General features: G+C 53.3%; 19 protein-coding genes, 1 other RNA gene and 3 pseudogenes. 7 read left to right on the top strand and 16 right to left on the bottom strand.

Annotation, left to right across the window (positions count from 1 at the left end; translation table 11 throughout):
• Positions 1-49 precede the first annotated feature (49 nt).
• Positions 50-731: pseudogene (gene ung / locus GTU79_RS21040) on the top strand (uracil-DNA glycosylase).
• 198 nt (positions 732-929) lie between these two features.
• On the opposite strand, the gene grpE reads toward ung, so the two are convergent.
• Positions 930-1517 (bottom strand): nucleotide exchange factor GrpE, encoded by a 588-nt coding sequence (gene grpE, locus GTU79_RS21045; protein ID WP_132928031.1) that lies wholly within the window; start codon positions 1515-1517, stop codon positions 930-932.
• A 183-nt stretch (positions 1518-1700) separates the two neighbouring features.
• On the opposite strand from grpE, the gene nadK reads away from it, so the two are divergent.
• From nadK to bamE, 3 genes are all read left to right on the top strand, one after another.
• Positions 1701-2579: an NAD(+) kinase gene (gene nadK, locus GTU79_RS21050; RefSeq protein ID WP_203524613.1), complete on the top strand. Its 879-nt coding sequence runs from the start codon at positions 1701-1703 to the stop codon at positions 2577-2579.
• 87 nt (positions 2580-2666) lie between these two features.
• The gene (gene recN / locus GTU79_RS21055; RefSeq protein ID WP_214513336.1) at positions 2667-4376 is read left to right on the top strand and encodes a DNA repair protein RecN; all 1710 of its coding nucleotides are present in this window, start codon (positions 2667-2669) and stop codon (positions 4374-4376) included.
• Positions 4377-4417: 41 nt separating this feature from the next.
• Positions 4418-4789 (top strand): outer membrane protein assembly factor BamE, encoded by a 372-nt coding sequence (gene bamE, locus GTU79_RS21060; protein WP_214513337.1) that lies wholly within the window; start codon positions 4418-4420, stop codon positions 4787-4789.
• Positions 4790-4971: 182 nt separating this feature from the next.
• On the opposite strand, the gene GTU79_RS21065 is transcribed toward bamE, so the two are convergent.
• Positions 4972-5256 carry an RnfH family protein gene (locus GTU79_RS21065; RefSeq protein ID WP_203524616.1) on the bottom strand — a complete coding sequence of 95 codons (285 nt, stop codon included), beginning with the start codon at positions 5254-5256 and terminating at the stop codon, positions 4972-4974.
• Positions 5249-5683 carry an SRPBCC family protein gene (locus GTU79_RS21070; protein ID WP_132926525.1) on the bottom strand — a complete coding sequence of 145 codons (435 nt, stop codon included), beginning with the start codon at positions 5681-5683 and terminating at the stop codon, positions 5249-5251. Before GTU79_RS21070 ends, GTU79_RS21065 begins: the two co-directional genes overlap by 8 nt.
• A 160-nt stretch (positions 5684-5843) precedes the next feature.
• Between GTU79_RS21070 and smpB the strand changes: the two genes are divergently transcribed.
• Together smpB and ssrA are read left to right on the top strand one after the other, a co-directional pair.
• Positions 5844-6326, top strand: a complete 483-nt coding sequence (gene smpB / locus GTU79_RS21075) for an SsrA-binding protein SmpB (RefSeq protein ID WP_203524617.1) — start codon at positions 5844-5846, stop codon at positions 6324-6326.
• A gap of 46 nt (positions 6327-6372) precedes the next feature.
• Positions 6373-6754, top strand: a transfer-messenger RNA (tmRNA) gene (gene ssrA, locus GTU79_RS21080).
• Positions 6755-6939: 185 nt separating this feature from the next.
• On the opposite strand, the gene GTU79_RS21085 is transcribed toward ssrA, so the two are convergent.
• Positions 6940-7326, bottom strand: coding sequence for a HumD family translesion DNA polymerase (locus GTU79_RS21085; protein WP_203524618.1), 387 nt, complete (start codon positions 7324-7326; stop codon positions 6940-6942).
• Between the two features lie 383 nt (positions 7327-7709).
• Here GTU79_RS21085 and GTU79_RS31550 point away from each other — a divergent pair, with 383 nt between their 5' ends.
• Entirely contained in the window at positions 7710-7949 is a 240-nt protein-coding gene (locus GTU79_RS31550; protein ID WP_420854197.1) for an acyltransferase family protein, read from the top strand.
• Between the two features lie 1743 nt (positions 7950-9692).
• On the opposite strand, the pseudogene GTU79_RS31200 reads toward GTU79_RS31550, so the two are convergent.
• The 12 genes and pseudogenes from GTU79_RS31200 to GTU79_RS21150 all read right to left on the bottom strand — a co-directional run.
• Positions 9693-9995, bottom strand: a pseudogene (locus GTU79_RS31200) (hypothetical protein); the annotation flags it as partial.
• A 52-nt stretch (positions 9996-10047) separates the two neighbouring features.
• Positions 10048-10644: a YmfQ family protein gene (locus tag GTU79_RS21100; protein WP_203524622.1), complete on the bottom strand. Its 597-nt coding sequence runs from the start codon at positions 10642-10644 to the stop codon at positions 10048-10050.
• A complete protein-coding gene (locus GTU79_RS21105) occupies positions 10641-11783 on the bottom strand; it encodes a baseplate J/gp47 family protein (protein ID WP_203524623.1) in 1143 nt (380 codons plus the stop codon). The genes GTU79_RS21100 and GTU79_RS21105 overlap by 4 nt, the downstream gene beginning before the upstream one ends.
• A gap of 3 nt (positions 11784-11786) precedes the next feature.
• A complete protein-coding gene (locus tag GTU79_RS21110) occupies positions 11787-12221 on the bottom strand; it encodes a phage GP46 family protein (protein ID WP_203524624.1) in 435 nt (144 codons plus the stop codon).
• Positions 12218-12811: a phage baseplate assembly protein domain-containing protein gene (locus GTU79_RS21115; RefSeq protein ID WP_253073388.1), complete on the bottom strand. Its 594-nt coding sequence runs from the start codon at positions 12809-12811 to the stop codon at positions 12218-12220. The genes GTU79_RS21110 and GTU79_RS21115 overlap by 4 nt, the downstream gene beginning before the upstream one ends.
• Positions 12801-13880 (bottom strand): phage baseplate assembly protein, encoded by a 1080-nt coding sequence (locus GTU79_RS21120; RefSeq protein WP_203524625.1) that lies wholly within the window; start codon positions 13878-13880, stop codon positions 12801-12803. The genes GTU79_RS21115 and GTU79_RS21120 overlap by 11 nt, the downstream gene beginning before the upstream one ends.
• Positions 13877-15281, bottom strand: a pseudogene (locus GTU79_RS21125) (DNA circularization protein). Before GTU79_RS21125 ends, GTU79_RS21120 begins: the two are co-directional and overlap by 4 nt.
• 58 nt (positions 15282-15339) lie before the next feature.
• The gene (locus GTU79_RS21130) at positions 15340-17256 is read right to left on the bottom strand and encodes a hypothetical protein (protein WP_203524627.1); all 1917 of its coding nucleotides are present in this window, start codon (positions 17254-17256) and stop codon (positions 15340-15342) included.
• A 117-nt stretch (positions 17257-17373) separates the two neighbouring features.
• Positions 17374-17673, bottom strand: coding sequence for a phage tail assembly protein (locus tag GTU79_RS21135; RefSeq protein ID WP_203524628.1), 300 nt, complete (start codon positions 17671-17673; stop codon positions 17374-17376).
• A 2-nt stretch (positions 17674-17675) separates the two neighbouring features.
• Positions 17676-18044: a phage tail tube protein gene (locus tag GTU79_RS21140; RefSeq protein ID WP_203524629.1), complete on the bottom strand. Its 369-nt coding sequence runs from the start codon at positions 18042-18044 to the stop codon at positions 17676-17678.
• A gap of 9 nt (positions 18045-18053) precedes the next feature.
• Positions 18054-19544, bottom strand: coding sequence for a phage tail sheath subtilisin-like domain-containing protein (locus GTU79_RS21145; RefSeq protein ID WP_203524630.1), 1491 nt, complete (start codon positions 19542-19544; stop codon positions 18054-18056).
• Positions 19544-19765, bottom strand: a complete 222-nt coding sequence (locus tag GTU79_RS21150) for a DUF2635 domain-containing protein (protein ID WP_203524631.1) — start codon at positions 19763-19765, stop codon at positions 19544-19546. The genes GTU79_RS21145 and GTU79_RS21150 overlap by 1 nt, the downstream gene beginning before the upstream one ends.
• Between the last annotated feature and the right edge of the window lie 4 nt (positions 19766-19769).

The raw sequence follows: 19769 nt of genomic DNA on the forward strand, positions 1-19769 counted from the left end.
GTTACCCGGTAAGCTACCGGATAAGTCATTATCCAACATGGAGCGTACCATGACGCAGAGCCCCACCTGGCGGGATACCCTCGCCGAAGAAAAACCAAACCCTACTTCCGGCAAACCCTGGCTTTTGTGGCACAGGAGCGGGCGGAGGAAAAACCGTCTATCCGCCGCAACCTGACGTATTCAACGCGTTCCGTTATACGGAACTGGCAACGGTGAAAGTCGTCATTCTCGGACAGGATCCCTACCATGGCCCCAACCAGGCCCACGGCCTTTCCTTTTCCGTTCGGCCGGGCGTGCCCGCCCCGCCCTCACTGGTGAATATCTATAAAGAGCTCAGCGCGGACATTCCCGGTTTTACCATTCCGGATCACGGTTGCCTGCAAAGCTGGGCCGGACAAGGCGTGCTACTCCTCAATACCGTATTGACGGTGGAGGCGGGCAAAGCCCATTCCCACGCCAGCCTGGGCTGGGAAACCTTTACTGATAAAGTTATTGAAGTGCTGAATGAGTGCCGCGAGGGGGTGGTTTTCCTGCTCTGGGGTTCCCATGCGCAAAAGAAAGGCGGAATTATCGATCCTAAACGCCACCATATTCTCAAGGCGCCCCATCCCTCGCCGCTGTCGGCGCACCGGGGTTTTTTGGGCTGTAAACACTTCTCCAAGGCCAATGCGTTTTTAATAGAGCAGGGGCAAGAACCCATAGACTGGCAGCCGCATCTGCCGTCTCATTGATTTACGCAGCGACGGCAGCTAGGGCCAAGACCCATTCTGATCGGTAAGGGCAAGCCGGAAAGATGAGAATCTTTGGTTGGGCGGGAATCGGGATATTTCAGGCGCCGCTAATCCCGCCGAGGCTGACAGTTTGCCAACCGGCGGGAGGAATTCAATAATGTATTCAAGCCATTATGGTTGCGCCAAGGGCTGATATCGTTAGCTGCGGGCCTTCGACACAGCCACCATGGCCGGGCGCAGCAGGCGTCCGTTCAAGGTATAGCCCTTTTGCATCACCATCATGACCTGGTTCGGCTCATGCTCGTCCGATTCCAGCATGGTCATCGCCTGATGGACTGCGGGGTCGAAAGGAACATGGGTATCCCCCACCACCTCGATGCCGAATTTGCGCACCGCATCCAGCAAGGATTTCAGCGTCAATTCAATGCCTTCGATAAGCGGGGTCAGCTCGCTGTTGGACTTGTCGGCCGTATCCAGCCCGCGCTCAAGGTTATCAATGACCGGCAGCAGTTCGCCGGCAAATTTTTCCAAAGCGAATTTATGGGCCTTTTCCACATCCAGTTCGGCACGGCGACGCACATTTTCCATTTCCGCCTTGGCTCGTAGCATGCTGTCGCGTTCCCGTTGTTGTAGTTCATCCACCCTGGCCTGCAAAACAGCAATTTGCTCATCGCGCGGATCCACGACTTCTGCCGTCTCGGGCACAGCTTCCGACTGTTGCTCTGGTTCCATATCGATTTCCGGTGAGACTTGCTCGTCAGGGGCGTTCTGTTCTTTACTACTCATCATGAGTTTCTCCGCGTTTTAGCCTTTTTAATCTTGCTACTCCGCTTATTATGGGGATGAATAGCAGGGATTCAAGGGATGTCGCATAATGTATACCCAATGGATTTCAAATTGCAGACCACGCGGCTGCAACCTGAAAGATGAAGGGTATAGTCAGCAAAACACGGCGAGGAAAACAACAACATGAATACACCCTTTAAGAGCATCGGCATTGTCGGCCATCCGCGTCATCCAAACGCCCTGGCCACTCATGAAATGCTCTACCATTGGCTGATCGCGAAAGGACATGAGGTTATCATCGAGCATCAAATCGCCCGGGACCTTAATCTGGAAGGCGCAGCCACCGGCAGCCTCGCCGACATCGGCCAGCGGGCCGATCTGGCGGTAGTGGTGGGGGGGGACGGCAATATGCTTGGCGCGGCGCGTATCCTGGCGCGCTACGACACCAAGGTGATTGGCATAAACCGCGGCAACTTGGGGTTTCTCACCGATCTCGATCCGGATTCAGCCCTGCAGCAGCTGTCAGATGTACTGGCGGGAGACTACCGCTGTGAAGAGCGCTTCCTGCTGGAAGCGCAGGTCTGCCGCGACAACCAATGCGGACGGCTCAGCACCGCCATCAATGAAGTGGTCCTGCATCCCGGCAAGGTCGCGCATATGATTGAATTCGAAGTCTATATTGATGATAGCTTCGCTTTCTCCCAACGTTCCGACGGTCTGATTATCGCCACCCCCACCGGCTCCACCGCCTATTCCCTCTCCGCCGGCGGCCCCATACTCACCCCGCCGCTGGACGCCATCGTACTGGTGCCCATGTTTCCCCATACCCTATCGTCACGGCCGCTGGTCATCAACGGCAACAGCACCATACGGCTGAAGTTTTCCCAAATCGGCAGCGAACTGGAGATCAGCTGCGACAGCCAGATAGCCCTGCCCATTCAGGAAGGCGAGGAGATTTTCATCCGCCGCAGCGAGTACCACCTCGATTTGGTGCATCCTCTTGATTACAACTATTTCAATACGCTGAGCACCAAACTGGGCTGGTCGAAAAAATTATTTTAAAAAGCAGCAGTCGCCGCTTTACTGTATAAAAAACCAGTTTATACTGTGCTTAACTCCAGCTATGTTGTTTTGTACAGGAATATCGCCATGCTGTCTCAACTGACCATCGCTAATTTTGCCATAGTGCGTGAATTAACCATCGATTTTCAAGCGGGAATGAGCGTGATAACCGGCGAAACCGGTGCGGGTAAATCCATTGCCATCGATGCGCTCGGCCTTTGCCTCGGCAGCCGCTCGGACGCCGCCATGGTACGGCCCGGCGCGCCCCGGGCGGATATCTGCGCCCGGTTCGTCCTCGGCGATACTCCCCTGGCCGCGCGTTGGCTGGCGGATAACGAGCTGGACAACGGCAATGAGTGCCTTTTGCGCCGGGTAGTGGGCCAGGACGGGCGCTCCCGCGGCTTTATCAACGGCGTGTCCGTGCCGCTGTCGCAGCTGCGGGATCTGGGGCACCACCTGATACAAATCCACGGACAGCATGCCCACCAGCTGCTGATGCGGCCAGATCATCAAAAGCACCTGCTGGATGCCTATGCCGATGAAAAAGCGCTGCGCCAGACCATGGCGGGCGCTTACCGGCAGTGGCATCAAAGCTGCCTTGAACTGGCCGCATCCCGGAAAAACGCCGCCGACCGCGCCGCCCGACGCGAGCTGCTTCAATATCAGTTAAAGGAACTCAATGAGTTTATGCCGGTGGCGGATGAATATGAACTCATGGACCTGGAATATAAGCGCCTGGCCAACAGCGGCCAGTTGATTACCACCACCCGCCAGGCCCTCGAGACCCTGAGCGAGGGGGAAGACCAAAATCTGCTCGGGTTATTGTATGGGGTCAAGCAGCGGGTGACCGAACTTGCCGGTATGGATGCCGCCCTTTCCCCCATTCTGGATTTACTGGAGGAAGCCTCCATACAGCTCACCGAAGCCAGCGATGAGCTGCGCCACTACGGCGAGAATCTGGATTTGGATCCGGCACGGCTGTTTGAACTGGAGCAGCGGCTTTCGCGGCAGATGAACCTGGCGCGCAAGCATCATGTCGCCCCGGAGGAATTGCCGCAGTTATATCAGCGTCTCCTTCAGGAGCAGGAATCAAGCGAACGGCAGGATATCGACGCACAAGGGTTGGCGGAGGCGGTGGAACGGTATCATGGACAGGCGCTGCACGCCGCCCGCATGCTCCACCAGAAACGGCTGGAGCATGCGGGGGAATTAGGGGAGCTTATCACCCGCAGCATCCGCGAGCTGTCGTTGCCCCACGGGAAATTATCTATCGCCGTCCATTTAGATGAAGACCAGCTCAGCGCCGACGGTTGTGACCGTATCGAATTCCTGGTCACCACCAACCCCGGGCAACCGCTGCAGCCCCTGGCGAAAGTGGCCTCCGGCGGCGAATTATCCCGCATCGCCCTGGCAATCCAGGTCATTACCGCGCGTAAGATGGATACCCCGGCCTTGATATTTGATGAAGTTGATGTCGGCATCAGTGGCCCTACCGCGGCGATTGTGGGTAAAATGCTGCGTCAGCTGGGCGAGTCCACCCAGGTGATGTGCGTTACCCATTTACCGCAGGTTGCCGGCTCGGGCCATCACCACTTTTATGTCAGCAAAAATACCGATGGCAACGAGACCGAAACACAGATGCTTTCGCTGAACAAAAAAGCCCGCCTGCAAGAGCTGGCGCGTCTGTTGGGCGGTAGCGAAGTGACTAAAAATACGCTGGCAAACGCTAAAGAACTGCTCGCGGCAAAGAAAAGCTCAACTTTTTTACGTTCCCGCGGTCAAAGATGGGCCTTCTAGAGGTCCCAAATGTCGGCAGGTTTTTTTACCATCGGCATCCTATGCCAAAAAGGAATGTGATTATTAGGAGCTGTAAGCCGTTGACCGCCGCTGCCGTCGTTCTTCTGATGTTAACCGCCGGTTGTTCTACGCTGGAAAGATTGGTTTACCGCCCCGATATCAATCAGGGGAATTATCTGACCACAGCTGACGTGGCGAAACTTCATACCGGCATGACCAAGCAACAAGTGGCTTATACGTTAGGCACGCCAATGCTACACGACCCGTTTGGCACCAATACCTGGTTTTACGTGTTCCGCCGCCAGCCGGGCCATGAGCCGATAACCCAGCAGACCCTTACCCTGACATTCGATAACAGCGGCACATTGACCCATATCGATAACCAGGCAGCGCTGAATGCCCCCAGTTCATAACGGCCAGCGCCATAGCGGCGGCGGCCGGGAATGATATCCGGCGGCTGTCGTTCAGGTGTGTTGCTGGTGTAGTTCTGGTGTAGTTCTGGTGTAGTTCTGGTGTAGTTCTGGTGTAGTTCTGGAACTGAGTCCGCCAAAGAGATGGCCGCAAAACAACAGCTAGACGGACACGCCGCTCCGTCTTACTTCCTGGTGCGCTCCGCACGCTGACGCCGCCACTCCTTCGGATCCAACAACAGCGGCCGGTAAATCTCCACCCGATCGCCGTCATTCAGGATATCCTCCAGCACGGCGGGCCGGCTGAATATCCCCACCTTGTTTTTGCCCAGATCAATATCAGGCCGCAGGGCCAAAATACCGGAGGCCTCAATGGCGTCTTTAAGCGTGCTGCCTGCGGGCAAGGTGAGCGGGTAAAGGTATTGCCGCTCAGGCAAGGCATATACCACCTCTACCCGGATGTCAGGCACTGTAAACCTGCTGCGCGCGGCGGGTAAAGGCCTGCACCATGCTATTGGCCATCTCCTTGAAGATGTGGCCGAACGCCAGTTCGATTAATTTATTCTTGAATTCAAAACTGAGTTCGAATTCCACCTTGCAGGCTTCAGGGCTCAAGGTGGTAAACCGCCAGTCGCCGGAAAACGTGCGAAACGGCCCCGACACCAGGCGCATCACAATGCTCTCGTTATCGGTTATCACGTTGCGCGTGACAAACGTTTTGCTGATGCCTGCCTTGGACACATCCATCTCGGCGGTCAGCTCGTTACCTTCTTTTCCCAGCACCCGGCTGCCGGTACAGCCGGGTATGAATTCCGGATAAGCACTGATATCGTTTACCAGAGCAAACATTTGTTCCACGCTGTAGGGTACCAAGGCGGAACGACTGATATGAGGCATAAGGGTTCCTGTCATGTCGTTAACTACTTAATATTATCATTTATCTGTCATGAGATAAAAAATCTGTTACCGCTTGTTTAACGCCATTTGCTCGAAAACCCGGCAACCGGGTCAGGAAAGCATTTAATTCCCCCCATAAAACTGTATAATATTTAGTATCATGACAAAGAAAAAAGCTCAAAAACCAGGCTCCGCCACTATTGCGCTGAACAAACGCGCCCGACATGAATACTTCATAGAGGAAGAGTTCGAAGCAGGACTCTCGTTGCAGGGATGGGAAGTCAAATCGCTGCGTGCCGGCAAAGCCAACATCAGTGACAGCTATGTGCTGCTTAAAGACGGCGAGGCCTTTCTTTTCGGCGCTACTTTTCAACCGTTGGCGGTGGCCTCCACCCATGTGGTGTGCGATCCCACGCGTACCCGCAAGCTGCTGCTCAACCAGCGCGAGCTTTCCACGCTCTTCGGCCGGGTTAACCGCGAGGGGTATACCGTGGTGGCGCTATCCCTTTATTGGAAAAACGCCTGGATCAAAGTACGCATCGGCGTCGCCAAGGGTAAAAAAGAGTACGACAAACGCACAGATATCAAAGAACGCGAATGGCAGGTGGATAAAGCGCGCATAATGAAGCACGCCGGCCGTTAAGGTTTGCCCCGCCACCGCGTTTTTGCTATAATGAAATTAACAACTTGGGGCTGATTCTGGATTCGACGGGATTTGTGAAACCCAAGGTGCATGCCGAGGTGAGGTAGGCCTCGTTAAACAGCCTCAAAAAAATAATTGCAAACGATAACTCGTTCGAACCTGCTGCTTTAGCAGCTTAATCAGCTTAATACCCTGAAGGTTCCCTCTCTCCCTAGCCTTCGCTCTTAGGACGGGGATCAAGAGAGGTCAAACCCAAAAGAGCTCGCGTGGAGATCCTGCCTGGGGTTAAAGCGCTAAAACTAATCAGGCTAGTTTGTCAGTAGCGTGTCCGTCCGCAGCTGGCAGGCGAATGTAATGACTGGACTAAGCATGTAGTGCCGAGGACGTAATAATTCCGGACGGGGGTTCAAATCCCCCCAGCTCCACCAATTTTGTATGGACTGCGTAAGTACCACAGCTTTAAAATCAGTAACTTAGCAAACGTGGTACGACACAGCATAGACCCAGAATGGACAATAAAGTGCACGTGAAATGCACGTGGCATTTTCAGTTAAGCCTCTGGTGCCCTCGGAGGCTTTTCTATTTGTAATATTGCGTAACATAAATACACAGCTTACATCGCCGGGCAATCATCCATCTCCCCTTCCCTCATGTTGTTAATCACCCACGTCACGACACCCCAGCACTGCAACCCATCAACGTCATCATCGTCGGGTATGGGTATCGTTTGTCCCGGCAATTCGAGATTGTCAAACCGGCGACGCGGCGAGACAACATACCGGCAGATAACCAAGTCGCCGGCGAACTCAACGACAACGATACTACCGTGGATGGGTTTCACTGATCTGTCAATGACCAGTAGCGCGCCAGCCAGTACGCCGGTGCGCGGCGCCCCATGTCGGGAGTGCATAAAAAAGGTAGCCGCCGGACGACTGATGCACATTTCGTCCAGGCTGAGCGATTTTTCTTCATAGTCTTTTGCTGGAGATGGAAAGCCCATAACGCATGCCTCTAGTACTGTTCATGCATACAGTATAAGTGGTAAATTTTAAGCATGTAAACAGGCCAAACGCCGGTTAAACGCAACGCATTGAGCGCTGGCGGAATTTATTTGTTTTCCGGTACGATAACCTTGTTTCCATTATGTTCCATTTGCTGCGATCGTTTGGGCCTACCCTGGCCCGTCTTTTTTAAAACATGTTAACATTCAACTGCAATCATGCCAGCATTGAATAGAACACCGCTCCCGCCAGCGTCGGAGGTTATTGCAATTTTGAGTTAAATCCACCTTGCGCTTCAAATTCAAATCAGCAAGAATACGTGACATCTGACATCCTTTAGTTCGTATAACGATAATTAATGAATTATCAGAAACAGGCCATTATGGAAAATACAACAATTACCAAAAGAACTCCTCATCTTGACGGAATTAGGGGTATAGCGGCGTTGTCCGTTGTGTTATTTCATTTTGCCAGGGCATTTGATAACTCAGCAATTTCTTACATTCATATAGTTAATCGAACCTTTGTTAGCACTTTATGGAATGGTCATTTCGCAGTTGCAATATTTTTTGTTCTAAGTGGATATCTTTTCTTCAAAAATTCTATTCATCCACCTTATTAAAAGGATTAGAGGCGGGGCTAAGCGATTCCTAAGACTTAGTGTGCCTATTCTTTTGTTTGCCTAACTGCATATGTGCTTCACAAACTAAATTTGTTTACTAATAAAACAGCGGCGCTTTCAAATGGTTCTGATTGGTTAGGAATCTGGTACAAATTCGATCCAAGCTTAAGTTTGGCATTTACTGAATCATTCTGGAAAGATTTTGTTTCATTCAATCCCTTATACACATACAACTCAAATCTCTGGACAATATCATATGAGTTATTTGCAGTTCTTGTAGTTATCACATCAGCGATTTTTGCAAATTATTAAACAACGTTTTTCAGTTAGTTCTTTTAGTATCCATAGCAGCACTATGTTACGGAACACACTACTTTGAGTTTATGCTTGGGGCATTGATGGCCCTATTGCTGCTCATAAAAGATGTAAACATACCGTTAGAAGTTGCTTTTATCATACTAATAATGTCAATGTCAATGGGGTCTTTAGTACTGCCAAGCCAGTTTATGCCTTTATGGAGTGATCTCTTTTACCCTATAGCGGCAACATTGCTTATCGCGACCGTGAGCAAAAATAAAACTCTTGCAAAATATTCTCAAACCGAGTTTTCATTAAGCTTGGAGAATTGTCATTTGGATTATATCTTACACATTTCCTATCTTTAAACAGTGTTGCATCGACTACATTTTTAAAGACGGGGTCGGTAAAGATCACTTTCATATCTTACGCGATATCAACAATGATCCTATCTCTTGCATTTACTTATGCAATAGATCAGCCTTGGATTAAATTTTTAAACAATATTTTTAGCAAAAGTCATTTAAACCTAAGCAAGCTATAGTTTGAACATTGAAATAGTCTTAAATTTTAATAAATAAGACTCACCAGTGCAAGACTTATTTAAAATTTGCTATCGGAGAGTTATTTAAGAATTTATTGGGCCGAAAAACTCGCCATTTTATAAGTCCAGTCAATATCAACCGGTGAATCATCGGGAATGAGTACCGCCGTTGCGTTATCCGGCCAAATGATAGGAGGAATCCTTCCCATATAACAAGATTCACGACAATTTCGGCGTTGATGAGCGCGTATCTAGCCATTAAGCGTACTCCCAAACAGTAACCTGCCCATTGGCACCGTAACCGCCAGTTAACACTACTGCTGAATTTTCTGTGTTTGCTGCCCTGATCCAGCTGACCCTGGTGATATACCGTTATTACCATTAATGCCGACGCCATTTAATGAGCCGCCGCCGCCTAATTGTGATGATCCCCCCGCACCAGGGGCTACAAGTAACGTTGATACTGCAAAGGATATTCCGCCTGGAGAGCCAGAAGACGCTTGGATATTAGCTCCTGTTGGTAGCGCTCCTGTTGGTGCACCCGTCACAGAGAATGGAGGGGCAGTAGGCCCGCGACGGGCGCCAGGTGACCCACCAGGGCAGGACAGAAGTGAGCCAAACGATGAATTCCCCCCCGCGGTTCCGGTACCACCTGCTAAAGGCACGCCGCCGGCACCAATAATGACTGATACACCATTGAATCCACTAGCATAGCGTCCCTTACCATATGCTCCAGCAGTGCCTCCGGTACCCATTGATACGGCCCCGGCACCAGTTGCAGCAGCGCCGCCGCCAGGACCACCAGCCGCTTGGACTTCTACGATTACATTAGTCGTTCCAGGCGTTGCCGAATAAATAGCAGAAGAAACGAAAACCTGAACATTGAGTAAACGCCCCTTGAGCGTCCCATCGGTCGACCCGAGATTTGCGAGAGCTGCAGTTTGAGCGGCGCTGCCGGCTGCCTTGATCTCTGATAAATTATTCGCCTTTTGTATAAACAAAGCCTGGATCGCAGCTAAAACCTGAGTATCAATTGCAGGATTTAGTGCTAACCCAGCGGACTGAACGATATTTGCCAACTCACGTTGGATTGTATTCAGCCAACCCGCATCAATAATGGTCGGCGGTACACCACCGGCGACATTGCCGTTGGTCCATTCGCCGTTAATGTCTGCGGTATTAGTGATATTGCCAATTTTTTGCATAGAATCACCCTCGCCAATTAAAGCGCGTATTGAATGGAATAAAAATAAGAAACTATCCGGCGTAGCCGAATTTTACGATAGTATGCGACGGCGCCAATGCAGACAGCCGGCATTCGAGCCGTTTGTTACCCCAGGAGCGCAGCGGGTCGCCACAATAACTCAGCCCTGCCTGGGCATAAATGATAGTGGTTTCAGGCGCGGTAACCAGCCAGACAAACGGCCAGTCATCGCCATTCAGGGCGTCACCACACACCGATAACCCGGCACGGGCCTGACGATATTGAGTAATGGTGATGGTATATCCCAGCGCTGCAGCCACACCGATAAAATAGGCGTTCGACTGACCGCCGGTGCTAAACAATTTTGTTACCACCGCAGCCTGACGCAGCGCCATGCTGTCGGTTTCACCGATAGCGCAATCATCCGGCAGGCCGAGAGTGTTTTCCCATTCCTGCAATAAGATTGTGGCCGTGCGGGGGAAGGCGCCCACCAGCAATGCCTGGGCCGCATCGTCGCTGCGCTGATAACTATTAGCGAGTGCGCCCAATACTGCCGTCTGTGTGGCCTCCGGATCCTTAGGCCATACGGCTCCCACCGGCATTAATGCCTGTAGTGCGGAAGCATAATCATCGACGGTGAATTGGCTCATAGATACGTCACCGTGCCGCGCACCGGCATCCCGCCGGTGGCCATGGTGATATTGGCCGTCGGTGCGGTCAGGATGAATCCCTCGGTACCCGAGATATCAGCGATGGCCGCCAAAATATCCGACAGGTATGTCGTCCCGCCCGGAGCGCCATATTCGAAAAAGACGTTATCAATGGCCGTATCGATAGCCGCGGTAGTCGTACTGCCGGCGCTGGACAGCCCGCTGATAGAGAAATTAACCAGCGTTTTAATTGGCGAGCAGACATAGATAAGCGCAGTGGTCGGTTGTAACGGATAGATATAATCCGCCACACGGCCCTGATCGCCCGTGGCTTTGACGGCGCCCCAGTCATCGAGTGATGAAATGCCATCGGCGCCGACTGGAAAACCATTATTAGCCGTATCATTACCATCGCACATAATATAAACGCCTACCGTGCCGGCCCCCATCAACCGGCGTACCACCCATGCCCTCGTCACGTTGGATACGGCCAGCGCCCAGGACTTGTAATCATCGTCATTGCCGCCCTGTGGGGTATTCTGGTAGGCCAGCAGCATTCGAGAGCGGAACGCGTCTTCCGATTCAATATCAGCGCCTCCAGTAATCGCCGCCACGGCTGTGGCCTGGCTGTTAACGCCCTCGATAGAAACATCCAGCGTTAAATTTGTGCCGGCGTCTGCGTTACCCGAGGCACCACCACCGGTTGCATCGCCCGCAGCATCGGGAAGAATAGCGGTAATGGTGCCCATGGCCGTTCCGTCCGCGCCAATGGTAATGCCGGAGTCCAATGTGTACTGATATCCATCACTACGATTTAGGACGACTGCGGACTGTAGAGCGGCTCCGGCAGTACCGGTAAATGCAACCGCTGGACAAGCCGCCGCGTTGGCAGGTTTTTGATAAACCCGAGATAGTGCCGCCCAAGCGGCTAAAGCCTCGTCAGTAGCGGTAAATGGGACAGATTGTTTCGCTATCCAGTCCAGATATCCATAATGCAGATAGGCCATGCCGGCATCAGCATCACCCATGATCCCCATGTTGGAAAACCTTAGCAACGCGCCAATATTTTCTAATTCTGACTGAATAAACGCCTGGTTGCGCTGTCGTAATTCGGTCAACGTCGGTCGATTAAACGGCATAATTTATTTCTCCCAGACCCAGGAATATTTGAACGAAGATGAAGCGTTGTCCGGCTTGAGGAAGACGATTTGCATGTACAACCGGCTGGGGTAGACAATCTGTGTCGTGATGGTGACGGTACTGACCACTCCGTCATCCACCAGCCATTGCAGCGCCTCGGTGGCGTAAGTCTCAGCCCGGGTGGCGGTGGCCGGCGTTAACTTTTGACGGTGCAATAACCATAACCGGGAACCGATAGGATAATCAGCGCCGGAATCCCCCCACCAGCCGCGCCGATCATCGCCATCGTAGTCATCATCAGCGCGGGCCAGCCGGTCAGTGAAAAGGCTGATCAGTATGGCGGTTTCCAGATCACTGCCGCTGAGCAAATCACCCTGCCCGATTTGCCAGTCTCCGACCGACTGTTCACCGTTCCAAATTGTTGTGATATCGGTCATTGCACCAACTCCCCGGGCGGCTGGCTGGTCGCCGTTGAACTGCCGGACTGGACGTTCTTCACCTGGTGATCATGTTCGTTATACGTGTCGCGAAGCTTTTTCATTGTGGTGCTGTTGGTACCGGCATTGTCGATGATGTCGCCGCTCACTTTTAACGTTGGGGTATTCATCACTACGCCGGTAGCGGCGTTTATCGTCACCGTGGTTGCATCATTGACCGTTACTGGCTGGCCCTTTGCCTCCACAATGATCCCGGACTTCGTCAGCTTGACGTATTGCCCCCACTGGTCATAAATCACCGTCTCGCCGGTGGCCAACCCGGTATGTCGGTATCCTTGGTGGTTGGAGGCGATGATCACCGCATTGGACCGGTCGCCACCCAGAAAGCCCAGAATGACATCCGTCCCGCCCGGTAGCCCGGAAGAAAAGCCAAATTCAGCCATCCGTACGGTTTTGTCGCGGACCTCCAGCGGTGTCTGGTATTGAATGGTTTGGGTCACGCCGCTATCTGACATCGACGTCACCCGGCCAATACCCAGTAGCATTCTGACCTGCCGGTATAGCCGGGAAAGCTGGCCGTTAACGTCCATGGGTTAACTCCATATGGTCCTGATAAAATTCATACGGCTGTACCGTAAACGCCGCCGGTGGCATCAAAACCATGCGTGCCGTTGTGCCGCCGCTATCATCTTTTTGATAGGTCACTTCTGACAGAAGCCAGAGCGCATTTTGCAGCCCGAATGCCGGCAGGGTTATTGGGATGAGCGTGTTGGGTGCCCATAACGCGCCGGCACTGTCGCGCCAACTGTCAACCGTGATCTGCAGCGTTTTTGAACGGCCGTATCGTCGGTTCATTTCCCAGTCAATACAGCGCTGTGCCTGGTTATGCGCGATCATAGTGCTCTCTACGATCACTATGTGGTTTCGGTAGCGCATTGTGGCCGCTTCCGGATCACTGGCGGTAGCCAGCGTCACCGAACTGTAGCCGCTATCCGGTGATAGCTCTGTCGCAGGATCCATCGACATGGAGACGCCGGTATAATGGGAGAATCGCTCATCGATGGAGGATGTATAGGCGGCGTCCTGAACGTTTTTTCCCTGGGCGATACCGCTGGCGGCTTTTTGCGTACCCACCCGGGTCAGAAAAAGATTACCGTCTGGTTTGTCGTAATAGAGCAGCCCTGCCCATCGGCTAATGCGGTCAATAATTTCCTGGGAGCTTTCCCCCCAGTTCAGCGTGAATTGAGGGACGATATCCATGTCAGTAACGTCGGATGACACAGTGATGCCATAGGGCAACGCCAGTTTTCGAGCGATTTGTAAGGCAGTCGCCTGGCTTATCACATTGTTTTGCCATTCGGCGGAACAGTCCACGAGGTCCTGGCATCTACTGCGCCCTGTCGCCCGCACTTCATGCCGGGCGCTGGAAATCATGGGTGCCCATATATCCACATAACCGGTTAAAACGATATCGGTACCGATTTTAACGACACAGGGGTCGCCAGGCTTAACCATCTGCTGTTCATTGCTACCGGGGTAATAATCCATGAGCGACAGTTCAAAATCGCTGGGGAGGTGTTCAATACTACGTGTCACGCGCACCTCGTCCCAGCCGGATAATATTTTACCGCCAATGGTCAGGGTTAATTCGTCGCTCATGAGGACAATGCCTTAAACGTGGTCGGCATAAATGCCGGATGAACCGGATCGGCCATTTTCACCAATGATTCAGCGCGGGTAGCATCCTGATAAAGCAGGTTGGCAAGCTTAAGCGCGGGCAACGGGCGGATCACGTTCACGGTTTTTATTGGGGCAAGGTTGGCGCCGGAGGATTCAAGAGAGGAAACCACATCTTCCCTTAGCACCTGCAGTTCCCGGTAAACGTCATCGTAGCCCGCATCGGCAATCATTAGCGTCGCGGTATCAATTACCGTAACGACCCGCGATAGAATATCCATGGCATCGTTGTAACTGGACGGGGTGTACTGTGCAGCCGCGTTGGACATCGCGCCTGCGGACAATACGATAAAATAATACTGTGCGGCCGCAGCGATGGCGCTATCGCTGGCCGCCGGGCGATAGGTCGCGTCCCTGAACCCGGACAGGGTTTCCCATACCCGGATCAGATCACTAAGACTGGCTATCCCGTTATTGATGGCATCCACTATTGCCAACACGTTGGCCGAATAGGTGTCAATATCGATTGATGCGAGTAATGCGGCGGTGCTTTCATGTATAACGGCTCTATTTTCTACCGATACCGCTATTTTTTGCCCCACCACCGTATCGTAATCATCCGTATCCGCCGCGGTACTTATGCTGCCATTTGTACCGGAGACACTTCCACCCACCGTTCCGTCGTTGTACCGGCCATAACGGGTGCTGCCAAAGGTAGATTTCAGCGTATTGCTCAGGTTGGTCGCCTCATCGGCAGTGTCGTTTACCATATTGACCCAGAACGCGCCGATACTTTTCAACGTCTTAATAGCTTGGGTAACTGTACGCAAATCGCCTTTGACTTCGCTGATCAACGTAGCGGCCATTTTTGATGCGAGCGATAGCCAGGAGGTGGAGACCGTAGATGCTGCACTGGCGGTATCGGTCAGGGCAAAAACTTTCAGCCCGGATTCAATGACCGTCAAAGTGAATTCAAATACTCGCCCGGCCGGTCCCTCGTTGAGTTTAAGACCGCCGGCGGGGATGCTGACGGTCAAATTCGCCCAGAGTGGGATGGATTAACGTACCCGGCCCGGCGGTTTCGCAAGCAGCGACCAGAGAATCACGCTGGGTCATTACATCGCCCGCGGCGTAACTCAAGCTGCTCTGAATGATAAACCCGCGCAGCGTTACGCGCCGAGCCGCACGACCCATGTCTTCCACCCATGCGGTGTCGCGGTAAGGATATTCATGCACGGACTGGCGCCGTCCAAATGTGCCATCGCCGGCAACAACCGCAAACGGCACGCCGCGAAAGGATGCAGGATGCAGATGCTCAGACCAGCTCCAACTATCGCCAGAACCGCCCAGGATTGAAGATAATGCGTCGCTCACTAAGGACATGGTTTACCCCATAAAGCAAAAACCCGCCGGAGCGGGTCGGGTTTTCTGCCGGTGAAAGTTAATATTCCATGGAAGTCGTTATTTTGCCGCCGGCTCGGACTGTCATCGTTTTTTTCTCCCCGGTTTGACTGTTGACCATCGTCAATTCAATCAGGGTCTTGTTGTCCTTCATCGCGGTCGCAATAGCATCGGCAATCGCCTGGGAGGAATTGACGGTACCGGCGTTAATGGAAGGGACAGGGGCAATGCCTGGCGGTAAAGCCGTCGTGATATCTTTATCGATGATTCCCCCACCTCGCTGAGCCGGCAATATAGGTGGAATGGGAGTTATGTCAGACGGCGGCATAACCGTCGGTATTTCGTTACCCGTATAATTTCCGTCCCGTTGCGCCGACAAAACCGTGGGATTACGTAGTCCGCTCCAACGGTTGTCATTGATAGCGGTATTGATGCCGTTCATGATGTCAAGAGGGTTATAGGGCTGCGTCCCGTTTTCATGCTGAATGATGGCAGTCATCAGTTTTTGCAAAACAACCGGGTCACTCAGATTTAGACGCTGACGCGGGTCGAAACCGGTTTGCTGTGACACGGCGTTGATATAAGCCTGTGTGTTATTCTCCTTGCTGGGTGCATAGGTATGGATGATCCCGTTCAAGGTGTTATTGCCGCGATCTCCGTATAGCATCAACTGTCTGGATAACGCGGCCAAGCCGTCATTCGGCGTGGCAAACGTCACAAAGCCGCCATTCTTTCCGGTACTGTTTGGCGCCGAACGCAAATTTCCTTGATTATTATTCCTTATCCCTAACGCATTACCTGCTGGCTGGCCCTGTGGGGAAGCGGGAGGAATGACAGACAACGTCTTCACATCCTGAAGCAACTGCATGGCCTGCTGGACCGGCCTGTAATAGCTGTCGATCTGTTTCATCAATTCGGGAGACGCATACCCCAGATACAAATCCGATTTTTCTTTTAGAGATAACGTCTTTTTGAAATTCTCATCGCCATAGGCCTGGCGCAGCATATCCGCCTGTTTGCCGCCGTTATTGAATCCCATGATATTGCTCATGGTGACATTGTCGGGGCCATGGGTGATAAGCTGTTTCACCTCTTCCAGCGAATTTTTCACCAGTTCAGATTGACCTAGCCACGACTGGGTTTGCATCAACATGCCGTCCCAAGACGAGGAGATCTGATTGATCTGCTCGCGGAACGCCATGGCATTCTGGATGTCCTGATTACTGAAAATCAGCCCGTCCCGCTGGGCCTGGTCTTTGAGCCGCTGTATTTCATCGCCGGACTGGCGCAAGTAGTTTAGCAGGTCAGGCGACAATCCCGCGGCATTGCCGAATACTGCCTGCAGCGCCGGCGATAGGTTATATAACCTGGAATGCATATCGTCGAGCAGCTTATTGACATCGGCCACGCCCTCTTTGGTTTTAGATATGCCGATGCCGTTAGAAGCCAGCAGCGCCAGAAAACTATTATCACGCCCCTGCACCGCTTCATTAGCACGCTGATAGAGCGAGGCGATAGAATTTTCCGCGTCGCTGCGGGTGGCGCCATTTTCTATCATGGCGCCGGTCAATTGCTGAAAGGCACGGGTTGTCAGGCCGATATTTTTGGCGGTCGTCTGAATGCGGTAACCGCTTTCAGCAAAACCCATTACGCCATTCTTAACAATGTTGATGACCTTAGCCACGCCGCCCAGGCCCACAGTCAGCCCGGTTACCATTTTCAGCGGCGGCACTATGTCACCAATGAACTGCACGCCGTCCCGGGCGTTTTTTGCCATTCCCTGAAATTTATCACTCAGGGTAGACAGGCCGTCAACGGATTGCTGGCCGCCCAATTGCAGCCCGGTTTGGGTTTTATCCAGTGAAGGCAATAAATTCTGAACCGCCTCATGGATGCGCTGGAGTGATTCAGAGACCTGATCATCCGCCTTCAGCTCAAAATCAAATGAATTAGCCACCCGATGCCCTCGCCTTATTGATCCTTTCGGCCTGTTCCGCCCACCAGCGCAAACTCCGCCAGGTCAGGGACCATGTTTCCTGGGGCCCCCAATGGTAATAAAATGCCACATCAGCAATCAATTCCCGCCAGCGTCCGCCGTCGGGGAGTAGTTCAAAAAACCCAGCAGATACCCCTCACAGGATTTGTAATCGGTGAAGGCCATTTTTTTTACCACTTCGCGCGGCACGCCGGCCAGCAGCGCAATGAGTAAACCCATTGCACTAAGCGCCCCGGCCTTAGCCTGCTCGTCGTAGAATTGCTGCACCTGCAACAGCGTTGGTTCGCAAAGATCCACCACCTCCCAGGTTTGTTTGCCGCTGTTGTCCGAAATGGGTTTGACCAGCGTGATGGTTTTGCTTCTTTCCAGTTCCGCCATGATCAATTCTCCGTGACCGAGCCGCCTTCCCAGCGGATGTCGGCTGTTGCTTCAGTGGAATCCACTTCCTGCGTATTAACCGCCCACATGCCGGAACCGATGATGGTTTTCCCGTTCGCCAGTTCTGCCACCACCGTCACATTGGTTTGGCCGTTGAAATCACTGATTGACGTGCCGCCGCTATCCCGGATTTGGCAGGAAATATACGGTGCGTTGGGCGTTTCCTTATAGCCATGTACCCCGTCCATGCCGGTCAGGGTGTCGCGTTTGACGGTCGAAGGGCTGTATTTAAACGCCCCCGCCACCATGATGGTGATGCCGTCGCAGGTCACATACGCGGTGCCCGCAAGGCGGTTTGATGTATCTGCCATGAATTCCCCTTATGCCGTCGGTTGCAGGCGGAACTGATTGAGCAGCGCGAAAATGCGCAGCTGATTGATTAACGTGCCATCCCACAACACGTCTACCCTGTTTGGGTTGCCGGCGTTCTGCTCGACTATCAGCCCGGCGGCGAACGCCGCGGAGTCCTGCACATAGCCGCCATATTCCAAGGTGGTGTATTGAGCGATGAGCTCGGCGCGGATGGTATTCGGCGTCACAATCGCGGAACCGGCCGCAAACCGCGTGCCGTTGGCCGCCAGCTTCATCCGGGCAAATTTAGAGGTTATCTGCGTGCGAATATAGCGGGTGACATACATCAGCAAAAACAACGTTTCCACCTGCAGGTAACTGTCATCGGCATCGCCGTATTTGTTGGTCTGGTAGGTCGTGATGATGTTTTCGATCTGGACCGTGCCGTCATCGGCCACCGTCACCGTGGATATCCCGCTATACAGCAGATTGTTGCGTTCAGTCAGCGTGAAGCGGGATGCCAGCGGCGGCGCCAGGACACCGGCAACCGTCAGGGTTTGCAGCGGACGGCCAGGGTCATTACGCAGGCTGCCGGCAATCGCCCCATAGACGGCCGCCGACCAAATGTATGCTGGGGTCGGTGAGTCATAAATCCCCACAAGGGAGGCATGCTGATCATTACGCAATTCGCCGGCGGCGGTCAGTTGGCCGTAGGTTCCGGCCAGTACGCCGAGGGCATGGCCGTATAGCTGGGATGCGTAGCTCCAGCGCCCGGTGGTGTCCGATAGGAAGGTTTTTACCGCATCCAATGACGTAGTATCGGTATAGGGGTTGACGATGAAATCAAACGTCTGATCCCCCAGGTTCGCCAGGGCGTCGGTCAGGTCCGGGGAGCCAGCGCCGGCACTCATCGGCGTGAAGGTCAGGACCAGTCCGTCAGGGATCGCTTCGCCGCCGGCGCTGCCCTGATAATTCAGGCGAATATCGATGCCATTGCCGTGCGCACCTTTGTTTTTGGCCGTCAGCGTCACAATGGCGGCGGCGGCCTCCGCGGTAACCGGCAGGGAGGTGGCGGCGTTGATGGCGGCGGCCAGGGCGGCCGCGATATCCGCCACAACGTCGGTGGCCACAACTGAAATCTGAACGCGCGTCCCGGCGATATACAGCGAAATGATGCCGGTAGCGGATGCCGGACTGGTCACGGTAATTTTGCCAGCCGCGGCAACCATGTCCTCATCGTCAGCCAGGGGCAGCAGATAAATTTTGCCGGCAGTGTCGTTGGCTACATAGGCCGCCATGAGATTATGCAGCATCGAACCGGAGCCAAATAATCCAGCCACAGCTGCGGGCGATGAGGCAATGATCGGCGTGTTGGCGCTGACAGGCGTTGCCCCGGTCATCTGCCCGATAATCAGCGTCCGCTGGGTCGCGGTTGCGGTATTGGCCTGCGAATTGTCGAACTCGGCATAAAACAGCGGGGTTCGCAGGTTGGTAGGGATTGTACTGAACGGGATCGGCATTATTTTTTATCCTCCACTACCGTATTGGCCGGGGCCGGGTTGGCGGCGATTACTGCGGCCGCCGGGGTAGTTACTGTCGCGGTCGGCATTATTGATACATCCTCGTCGCGCAGCCGGCGGCGCCAGAAACTGTTATCCGGCACTTCCGCCCCGGATTCAGGCAATAGCGAGCCTTTAACCGGGTCGCGAACGGCGCGCCCGGGATTGGGTTTCACAAACATGGGT

Source organism: Sodalis ligni (assembly GCF_016865525.2).
GTDB lineage: Bacteria > Pseudomonadota > Gammaproteobacteria > Enterobacterales > Enterobacteriaceae > Acerihabitans > Acerihabitans ligni.